This is a genomic window from Muriicola sp., from assembly GCF_049669965.1.
Taxonomy (GTDB): domain Bacteria; phylum Bacteroidota; class Bacteroidia; order Flavobacteriales; family Flavobacteriaceae; genus Muriicola.
Genome location: NZ_JBATLB010000232.1, coordinates 22,663 through 33,011, shown reverse-complemented (window position 1 = coordinate 33,011; position 10,349 = coordinate 22,663). Strand labels below are relative to the sequence as shown.

The window sequence follows — 10,349 nt, the reverse complement described above, 5'->3', positions numbered from 1 at the left end:
GAGAAAAGGTCGGTTTACTATGTTACTCTGTAAACTGCAAGGGTAGTGCACTGAAAACAGCTACCTTTCCCTCAAGCATTTTTAGGACGTGCCGACGTCCGGAACGTGGAACGCTCCACGCCGTCAGCGAAGAATGCTTGACAAGTCGATTTAGTACGATCCCAGCACCAAATTTCACATAGATAAACCATTCCTTATTCTTTATCCGCCCTGCTCCGCAAAAAAGGAACCCAATGCACCGTATAATTGCACCCCAACAATTGAATATAGTGCATTATGCACTATATATCATTTATATAAATGTAGGAAATCTGAGGCTATTTGAAAGATGGGAGTTACTTTTCAATGCACCATGAATCAAAAAATGAGTATAAACCTTGCGTTGACAAAAACTAAAGAAGCCCTTACATCTTTGAAGGTCTGTATGTTTTGGGGGAGACTACCGGAGTAACTACGTTGCTCCTGAGATATCCCGTTTTGCAAATGCAATCGGCCGTGTCCTTGCGGCCCCGGGCATTAAAAACACAAAAGCCACTCAAGTAAACTTGGCGGCTTTCTTTTGTTTTAAACGCTTTCCCGATTGCGCTTGTTCGTGGAGAATACCGGAGTAACTTCGTTGCTCCGATAAACCAAGTACTGCAAATACTAAAATTTGATTTTGTGGTCTTTCAGACCTAACGCTTCAGCATAAAAAAAACCGTACAAGCAAGCTCGACGGTTTTTTATGATGCTGAATCGCACAAATTTTAGTGCTTGATCTAGTGGAGAATACCGGAGTCGAACCGGTGACCTCTTGCCTGCCAGGCAAGCGCTCTAGCCAGCTGAGCTAATCCCCCTTTTTGGAAGTCCAAAGGAACTACTTTTTAGCAACGTTTCAAAATCCAAACTTCTTTTATTTTAAGAAAAGAATAACGCCATAAGTTTTAGGACCGTTGTACAGATCCTTACTTTAGAAAAAAAGAAATAATGAACAACATAGACGGAAAAGTAGCTTATATAACGGGCGGCACCAAAGGAATTGGACACGGCATTGCCAAAACTCTACTCAATGCGGGCATGAAGGTCGCTATCAGCGGCAGAAGTATAAAAGACGCTGAAAAGGTGGCCCGGGAACTTGGATCTGAGTCACAGGTAATGGGGCTGGCCTCTGATGTTACTAAACCCGAAGATGAAGCCGCTGCAGTAGCTGGCATTCTCAAAAAATGGGGACAGTTAGATGTGGTCATTGCCAATGCAGGGGTGGGGATTTTTAACCCGGTAGACACACTGAGCGTGGAAGACTGGCGAAAGATGATAGACACCAATCTAAGCGGGGCTTTTTATACCTTAAAGGCAGCATTGGACCCCCTAAAAAGTTCCCACGGCTATTATATCACTATTGCCAGTCTGGCAGGGACCAACTTTTTTGCATCGGGCACAGGTTACAATGCCTCTAAATTTGGGGTAGTTGGCTTTACCCAGGCCGCCATGTTAGATCTTAGGGGGCACGACATAAAAGTAACTACCATTATGCCGGGATCCGTGGCCAGCCATTTTAACGGGAATGAGCCCTCTGAGAGTGATGCCTGGAAAATTCAGCCGGAAGACATCGGGAAATTGGTAGAGGATCTGCTAAAGATGAATCCCAGGACATTGCCCAGTAAGATAGAAGTTAGGCCCAGCAGGCCCGATAAGAAATAAGTCTAGAGCTGCTTTGCAACAAAGGCTTCTTGCTGATTGCAAATGGTTTCAATTAATTGCACAAGCTGTTCCCGGAACAAGTCCATGGTGTTCGCCGTAATGGAGGTATTCTTTGGGGACTTTCCAACCGACTCTTTGAAGGCAAAGGTGAGAAGCCCCGCCTCCTGGTTCCTGAAAGGAATAATGGCGGCTTCAAAAGCCTCCGGTTGGTGTTTTTGGCTATACATTAGGGCATAACACAAAAGTTGAAAGGCCTTTCCTTTGTCCGGATCACTGATAAGGCTCTCCCAGTCTGTAATTTCTACCTCGGAGTTTTTTGCATTCCCGGTCTTATAATCTAAAATACGGAGCACTCCATCCTTTTTGTCTACTCTATCGAGGGTTCCCCTGAGAAACACCGGAAAGTCTACGGTTGGAATCGCAAGTGATGTTTTAAAAGGTTCTTCCAGGGCCAGGAGCTCAATAGTATGTTTGGAGCTTTCTTTGATTTCAGAGGTGATAAATTTTTCTATATAGCGCTGAATAACATGGTATGCAATTAAATTTTGGCCACTTTCCAAAGAAACATTGGGATAGTGTTCTTTATAATGTTCTTTAACTACCCTAGGAATATCCGGGAATAATTTTTTTAGTTTATCCGGGGAAAGCTGGCTTCCAATAAAAGGGGTGTACAGCGCTTCCATACAGCTGTGTATGACCGTCCCAAAGGTGTTGGCCGCGATCACTTCCTCTACATTGACGGCTTCTTGTATGCCCAGCACATATTTCTTATAAAAATCGATTGGATTTCGAATATACTGGGATAGAAAAGTGGGAGAAAATCCCTTTTGAGCCCTCTCTTGCAAGACGGTAAGCACAGAGAGGTCTTTCGCTATGATCTCATTTTCCTGCACTGGTAATTCCATGGCGGGCAAAGCAACTACATGACTAATATTTTTTTCCCCGCTGTCATCGGTCAACAATTGGGTAATAAACCGGCTTTTTTCTCCCCCCTCCAGAACATCTGCTTCCGTATTATAAAGTAAATAGACGTTCCTGGCCCGTTGTAGCAGCCTGTAAAAATGATAGGTGTACACGGCATCCTTTTCTTTATAGGTGGGAAGTTTAAATTCTTTTTTAAGGTCGAAAGGGATAAAGGACGAATTGGTTTTGCCCGAAGGAAGGACACCTTCATTCACCGAGGTGATGATCACTGTTTCAAAGTCGAGATTTCTGCTTTCTAACATTCCCATTAGCTGTACTCCTTCCAGGGGTTCGCCGTAAAAGTCGATTGTTTCTATGGCCAGTAATTCTTTATAGAGGCTTTGAAAAGATTTTAGATCTTTTATAAAATCGTATGTAGCCATGTATTCTTTCAATTCATTGAACACCACATGAAATTGAACGAGATATTGGAGGGAAATAGGATCGGTTTCAGACGTAAAGAGGTCTTTTAGCAGTAGAAGTAATGTATCGCAGGCGTTGAGCAGCGCTGTGGGCGAGGTATAGTCTTTTGAGAAGAGGAGGGAAAGAACCTCCATATCTTCCGAAGATAGTTGTTGTATATGTTGAGGAGTAATATAGACCCAGTTTTTCTCCTTGATGCTCCCAGCCAATTCGGATGTTGTTTTTTGCGGTGTTTTGAACAGGGATTGTATGTAGGGGTGGGCAATGAAAGACAGGAGATCATTGTAGTACCAACCTTTATATTGTGGAGTAACATAGAGCGCAATAAATTCGTTGAACAGGCTTGCAGCCGGAGTATTGGCCACCGGATATCCCATGGTTACGTTGATATTTGAAATACTTGCCGGCATTGAATTGAGCACTGGGTTCAGAAGATGTTCATTACCAAGTACAACGGCCGTATTTTTCAAGGCATGCCTGTCACTATCCTGAAGCTCCTCCAATAAAGCACCTACGTACTTGGCCTGTGATACATTCTTAGGCACTCCTACGATTCTTATGTTCTTTTGACTGTGATAAGTAGGGGCAGGACCTTTTGGGGCATTAGCGCTGTAGTAAGGCCATTGTTTAAGATAAGATCGAATGAATAGACCGGCATCATGCAGGTGATCCTTTAGAAAACACGGATCTATATCCCAATACACCGTTGCTTTTTCTTTAGATAGAAGGGTTTGAATAATGGAAGATTCGGCAGCATTTAGGGCGTTAAAACCAATAAAAAAATGCGAATGCGGCTGGATGCTTGTGGCAAATTCACCAATATTTTCTTCTGCTTTTCTGTATATCATTCCCTGATAGCCAACACCCAGCTGCGTTAAATGATCTTTAAAAGCATCGTATAGTGGTTTCAGGGACTTCCAAAAACGGATATAAGATTCAATCATCGGTGTCTTATTTGGCTGTACATACCAGTGATTGGTTTCCTGAATGGCACTCAGATAGGAGAATATCTCTTGAGGAGGAATTAAATAACGGTCTATTTCATTAAAATCCTGCAATAAGGTGTTTCCCCATTTGGAAAAACTATAGAAACTCTCTGCTTCTTCTTTGTGAAGTTCTTGATATACATGGTACAGTTCAAAGATCAATTGAGTACCGGAGGCATATCGAAGTCCGGAAAGTTGTTTTACAAATTCCTCAATAGTTACTATGGTAGGAGCAAAGGAGGCAGTCTTGGTTACTTTTGAGAATTGCTGCAACAGAAATACACCGGCGCGCTTACTGGGCACCACCAGAACCAGATCATCACTGATTTGTGCAGTATGGATAATATCGGCAACAACTTCTTCAAGAAAACTTTGCATGGATAAAAATAAAAAAAGCTCCGCATTTGCGGAGCTTTTTACACGTTATAAACGTTTATTATTTACTTAACTAGGTTGATCTCAACACGTCTGTTCTGTGCTCTACCAGCTCTTGTGTTATTAGGAGCGATTGGTTTAGCTTCGCCGTAACCGATGGCGGATAATCTGGCTGCTCCAATTCCTTCTGCAATCAAGAAGTCTCTTACAGAATTTGCTCTCTTTTCAGATAACGCCTGGTTAGTTTTCTCACCACCTTGGCTATCTGTATGACCTTCAACTGTAAAGTTAGCGTTAGGATATTCGTTTAGGATCTTAATGATGTCTACGAATACAGAAACTGATTCAGTTTTAAGAGATGCTTTACCTGTGTCGAACAAGATTGTTCTTGCATAGTCGTTCAATTGTTTTTGAACTTCTTCAGTTACTTCAGGACAACCTTTGTTGGCCACTGTTCCGGCAACGTCTGGACACTGATCATCTTTATCTAAGACACCATCACCATCTGTATCAGGCCATGGGCATCCTTTGTTCTCAGCAGGTCCAGCTTCGCTAGGACAAGCATCGTCTTTATCAGCAACGCCATCACCATCAGCATCAGGACAACCAGCTAAAGCAGCTAAACCAGCTTCATTAGGACAAGCATCATCTTTATCAGCGATACCATCTCCGTCAGCATCAGGACATCCGTTTAATTCTTTAGAACCAGCTTCGTTAGGACAGCTGTCTTTTCCATCTTCGATACCATCTCCGTCAGAATCAGGACATCCGTTGAAAGCAGCTAAACCAGCAACTTCCGGACATGCATCGTCTTTGTCATAGATTCCGTCACCATCAGTATCAGTTCCACCAAATTTGATAGAAATACCTGCTAAGTGCTGGAAGTGTTTTACACCGTAGTCTTCGAAAGCATGCTTGTATTGAGTTTGAACACTGAAGCCAATGTTGTCATTGAACCAAAAGCTGGCACCGATACCGGCGTTAGCAGTTCCAAATCCAATTTCATCGACCCAAGTATAACCTCCACCAATCTCTACGAATGGAATTATTTTTTTGTCTTTAAGGATATTGTATTTAATAGTACCATCCACAGCGTAATGAGATAAATCGTCTACCGAAACATCTCCTAGTTTAGAGATTCGGTTTAAACTACCTCTGGCTCCTACAGAGAAACCGTCACCAACATACTTGGATACAGATACGTAAGAAATGGAAGGCAAAATATTCCAGTGATCATTTACATTAAAGTACTCACTGAATAAAGTACCTGTTTGGTAAGCGGCATCTTGGTCATTAGTAGGATAAACATCTATTGCGTTTACACCAAAGCTAACTTGCCAGGGATTATTTTCATCCTGCGCTTGAATGTTGTTAAACCCTATAAGAAGTAGGCCAACAACCAATAATCTGCTAAGCTGTTTCATGTTCAAAATTTTAAGTTTAAGTGTTTATTAGCTGCAAATGTAAGTTGTTAAGAATTATTAACAAAATCAATTTCTTTTTTTTTTAACCTATTGAAATATATAGGTTCTGCGGAATTAGACAATTTTTAACTCCTTGCCAACTTCTATAAAGGCTGCGATGGCCTTATCCAGGTGTTCTTTTTTATGCGCTGCGGACAATTGTACACGGATTCTGGCCTTTCCTTTAGGCACAACCGGATAAAAGAAGCCAATGACGTAAATTCCCTGTTTTAATAGCATATCAGCCATTTTTTGCGATAATTTTGCATCGTAGAGCATAACGGGAACAATAGCAGATTCACCATCAATTATGTCGAAACCGGCATCTTTCAAACCTTTTTTGAAGTATTTTGTGTTACGCTCCAGTTGATCTCGAAGTTCTGTACTCCCTGCCAACATCTCAAATACTTTTATAGAGGCCCCTACAATCGCAGGTGCTAAAGAATTAGAGAACAAATAGGGTCTTGAGCGCTGCCTTAACATGGCGATGATCTCTTTTTTACCTGTGGTATATCCTCCCATGGCACCTCCTAGGGCTTTGCCCAGTGTACCTGTTATAATGTCTACTCTGTTCATCACCCCTTTTTCTTCCAGGGTTCCTCTTCCGGTTGCCCCAATAAACCCTGCAGCATGGCATTCATCTATCATTACCATGGCATCGTAGGCATCCGCAAGGTCGCATATCTTATCCAGGGGCGCTAGCAGCCCGTCCATGGAGAAGACGCCGTCCGTTACTATGATCTTAAAACGCGCCTTATCTGCTACGGCTTGTTTTAACTGGGTTTCCAGATCTTCCATATCACTGTTAGCATATCGGTATCTCTTTGCCTTGCACAAGCGCACGCCATCTATAATAGAAGCATGATTCAATGAATCTGAAATAATAGCATCTTCTGCAGATAATAGTGGTTCAAAAACACCCGCGTTAGCATCAAATGCTGCTGCATATAAGATGGTATCCTCTGTTCCATAGAAAGAGGCTATCTTCTCTTCCAGTTCTTTGTGAATGTCCTGGGTACCACAAATAAAACGCACGGATGACATTCCAAAACCATGAGAATCTAGCGCATCTTTCGCAGCTTTGATAACTTCAGGATGTGAAGACAAGCCCAAATAGTTGTTGGAACAAAAATTAATTACTTCCTGTCCTGTTGAAATTTTGATCACAGCATCTTGTGAAGAGGTAATGATCCGTTCTTTTTTGTAAAGTCCGGCTTCTTCAATTGCTATAAGCTCATCTTCCAGGTATTTTTGTATACTACTGTACATAATTATATAAATACGGGTTTAATTTCATTATCAATATAGACCAGCACTTTATTCTTCACCTCATACCCCATAGTTTTTAAGGTCTGGCCATAGGTGTCTATTTGTTCTATGTGCGAGGAGGATTCCTTACCGGTCTTGTAATCTATAATTGTTACCCCCGTCTCCTCAAACACCATTCTGTCTGGTCGCAAAATTACCCCATTTTCCGTAATTATACGTTGTTCATTTTTAATTGTGAGTCCGTCGCGGAAATAGGGGGCTAAAGCATTATGTGCAACAATGTTGGTAAAAAGTATGGTGTAACCGCTTCGCTCATCAGCGGAGATTGCTCCTGTATCTATCAGGAGGGATACAGTTGGCGCTATATCGTCCCCACTTAAGATCAAACTCATGCCAAAGTGTATTAAAGTTCCCTGAGAAATGGCTATTTCTCTTGAGGAACCCCATAGTTCTCCGGCTCGAGTACTGATGGTAAGGGAGCTTTCAAATTTATTGGTGTATATATAAGGTATGTTCCTGTGAGAAATGGCAAGAGTTTTGTTCTTAGCTTCATACGTAAGTTTCCCAAAGTCATACCGGTAAGTACCCGGGTCCCATCGTTGCTGTTCTTTTAAGAAATGAATAAAAAGACCCGAGAAATAAGTGGGCTTATGCTCCCCATTAGAGGTGAGATCCATCTCAGAAACAATAAAAAGTCCTTGAATACTTCTGGTCAGCGCCACATACAGGAGATTAAAGGCATCTAATTCCATTTTTTGTTGTTCCTCTTCGTACAAAAGGCTGGCCTGTTCGTGATAGAGGGTCATTTCCTTTTTCTTACTTATCAGAATGTTCTCAAATCCTTCAATGGAAAGCTCTTCCAGGGGGATCCAAATTTTTGGATCTCTATCCTGGTATATATAGGTATTGGCAAAGGGAAATATAACCATGGGGAATTCTAGTCCCTTGGCCTTGTGAATGGTCATAAGCTGCACGGCATTTATGTTTTCAGGTGCCGGGATACTAAGGGAGTCTTTTTTCTTCTCCCATTGTCTCAGAAAAGTTGTAATGCCTGTGTCCAAAGTTTGTTCTATCTCTAGCACGGCGTCCAGGAAACAGCTTAAGTAGGCATTTGAGTCCTTGGCGAGCCCAAAACGCTGAATAGCGTACTCCAGGCCGTCATATACAGACAGCTTGTTAAAAACAGCCAGGTCAAACTTGTAAGCAGCGCTGAAAAGGGGTGCCAGGTCTCCCAGGTTTTGGACAATAAAAGGGTGCTTATCTTCGGCCGGAGATAAAAATGATAGTATGGTGTACTGAATGTTCTTGTCCTCAGGAAAGTTTGAGAGCATAAGAAGGTTGATCAGGAAAATAACCGAGGAATTATTCCGCAGCAACAAAGAGTCTGAAGAGATAACCGGGATACCATGACCTAACAAATGTTCTGCAATTTTAATGCCTTGTTGTTTGGTGCGGAACAGTACGCAAATATCCCGTAAAGGCACCTGCGCATTAAGCAGTTCATTAATAATGGTAAGCACCTCTTCACAGTACCCGAGCTCTGTGGGGCCTTCAGTATCCTTAAGAAATCGGATACTTACCAGTCCGCCTTTTCTTTTGGTGTGCATCTGCTGATTGCCTTTGATAAACAGATCCTGGTAAATTTCACTGTTTAGGTGAGGTACAGCAGAGGTGAAAAAGGCATTGTTGAACGTAACTATTTCTTCAAAACTTCTGTAATTAGTGCCTAGTGTGGCGGTTACCGGAGGTATGCCGAAAAGATTTTCATCATCGCGTATAAGGTTTAAGAACTGTTCGGACCGCCCGCCCCGCCATCTGTAGATAGCTTGCTTTGCGTCACCAACCAAAAAAAGACTTCCTCTGTTTCCCTGCAGATCTTCACTACTTATGGCATGTGAGATCAGCGGCACCAAATTAGACCATTGCATCAGGGAGGTATCCTGAAACTCGTCAATAAAATAATGTCGGTATTTTTCGCCTAAACGCTCATATATAAAAGGAGCCGGCTGATCCTTTATATGTTTGGAAATTAGTGTATTAAATGCTGAAATGGGTAGCTGATCCCTTTCTTCCAGCAGCGCATTGATCTCTTTCTGTAAAGCATTCAGTATGGTTAGGGGTACTAAGTTTTGATAGATATTTTTGCAAAATGAGAGTCGGCCATATAGCTTCTTAATTCTGTCAAAAGCAGCGATGAACTGAGGCATCAGGGCATCTATACTGGCTTTCTTTTCCTCAGGGGCAGATTTTATATAGAGTAAGTCATTGCCAAATTGTTCTTTCCATTTTGCGGAAAAATCTAGTGAAGAAGGATCCTCACTTATTTTTTGCATAAACTTGGGGAAATATCCCGATCTAAAATCGGATTGATCCAAATTTGAGTTTGAGATGAGTTGGAGTACGTTTTGTGAGGCTGTTTTCAGATCTTCCGTTCCTGAGGAAATGTTTTTAATGAGCAGGGATTGTATTCGCATAAAGGAACTCAGGTCTTTGCGCGTAAGTTCTTCAAGAAAAGGAGCGTGATTTTCATTAAATAGCATGCTGCCAACCTTGTTCAGGTCGTACCCTATATTCCAGCTTTTACTGTCGTCTATTTTTTCAAGTGCGAAGGCAATCAGGATATCCGTGATTTGCTCCCCTGCCTTGGCATTGCCTATCAGACGATCTACCCCTTCGGACAAAAGAAGCTCAGTGTCCAGGATCACTTCAAAGTTTTGAGGGATCTTAAGGTCTTTAGCAAAGGTCTTTATAAGTCGATGATTAAACTTATCTATGGTAGAAATATCAAAAAATGCGTAATTGTGCAGGATCTCCCTCAAGGTCCTTTTCGATCGCTGATGCAAAACCTCAGGCGATAGTTTCAACTCTTGGACCAATTGAAGAAAGAGTTCATTTTTTCTTGTAGCCTCCGAAGGGACTGAAAAGGAATGCAGACATTCCAAAATGCGATGCTTCATTTCATTGACCGCCTTGTTTGTAAAGGTGATGGCCAGGATTTTTCGGAAATTCTGGCCGCCTTCAACAGCCAGAAGTAATTTCAGATATTCCTTCACTAAAGTAAAGGTCTTGCCGGAACCGGCCGAGGCATCGTAAATTACGTATGAGTCCAGAGGATTTGAATTTACCTGCAAATTAAGGAAACTAGCAGAGTTCTTAACATATTATTATGGGAATATAATTGTTAAAATCC

5 protein-coding genes and 1 tRNA gene are annotated in these 10,349 nt (G+C 41.9%); 1 reads left to right on the top strand and 5 read right to left on the bottom strand.

From position 1 onward, the window contains the following. Positions 1 to 762: 762 nt before the first annotated feature. Positions 763 to 836 (bottom strand) — tRNA-Ala (locus WBM49_RS12095). 130 nt (positions 837 to 966) lie between these two features. Here WBM49_RS12095 and WBM49_RS12090 point away from each other — a divergent pair. Next, the gene (locus WBM49_RS12090) at positions 967 to 1,680 is read left to right on the top strand and encodes an SDR family oxidoreductase (RefSeq protein ID WP_424372309.1); all 714 of its coding nucleotides are present in this window, start codon (positions 967 to 969) and stop codon (positions 1,678 to 1,680) included. Positions 1,681 to 1,682: 2 nt separating this feature from the next. Here the strand turns inward: WBM49_RS12090 and WBM49_RS12085 are convergent, their stop codons facing one another. The 4 genes from WBM49_RS12085 to WBM49_RS12070 all read right to left on the bottom strand — a co-directional run bounded on the left by WBM49_RS12085 (position 1,683) and on the right by WBM49_RS12070 (position 10,290). Then, complete coding sequence (locus WBM49_RS12085) at positions 1,683 to 4,430, bottom strand: PD-(D/E)XK nuclease family protein (protein ID WP_424372308.1); 2,748 nt, start codon at positions 4,428 to 4,430, stop codon at positions 1,683 to 1,685. Positions 4,431 to 4,492: 62 nt separating this feature from the next. Next, positions 4,493 to 5,851: an OmpA family protein gene (locus WBM49_RS12080; RefSeq protein ID WP_424372307.1), complete on the bottom strand. Its 1,359-nt coding sequence runs from the start codon at positions 5,849 to 5,851 to the stop codon at positions 4,493 to 4,495. A 114-nt stretch (positions 5,852 to 5,965) separates the two neighbouring features. Beyond that, positions 5,966 to 7,159, bottom strand: coding sequence for a glycine C-acetyltransferase (kbl, locus tag WBM49_RS12075; protein ID WP_424372306.1), 1,194 nt, complete (start codon positions 7,157 to 7,159; stop codon positions 5,966 to 5,968). A 2-nt stretch (positions 7,160 to 7,161) separates the two neighbouring features. Continuing rightward, positions 7,162 to 10,290: a UvrD-helicase domain-containing protein gene (locus WBM49_RS12070; RefSeq protein WP_424372305.1), complete on the bottom strand. Its 3,129-nt coding sequence runs from the start codon at positions 10,288 to 10,290 to the stop codon at positions 7,162 to 7,164. Positions 10,291 to 10,349 lie beyond the last annotated feature (59 nt).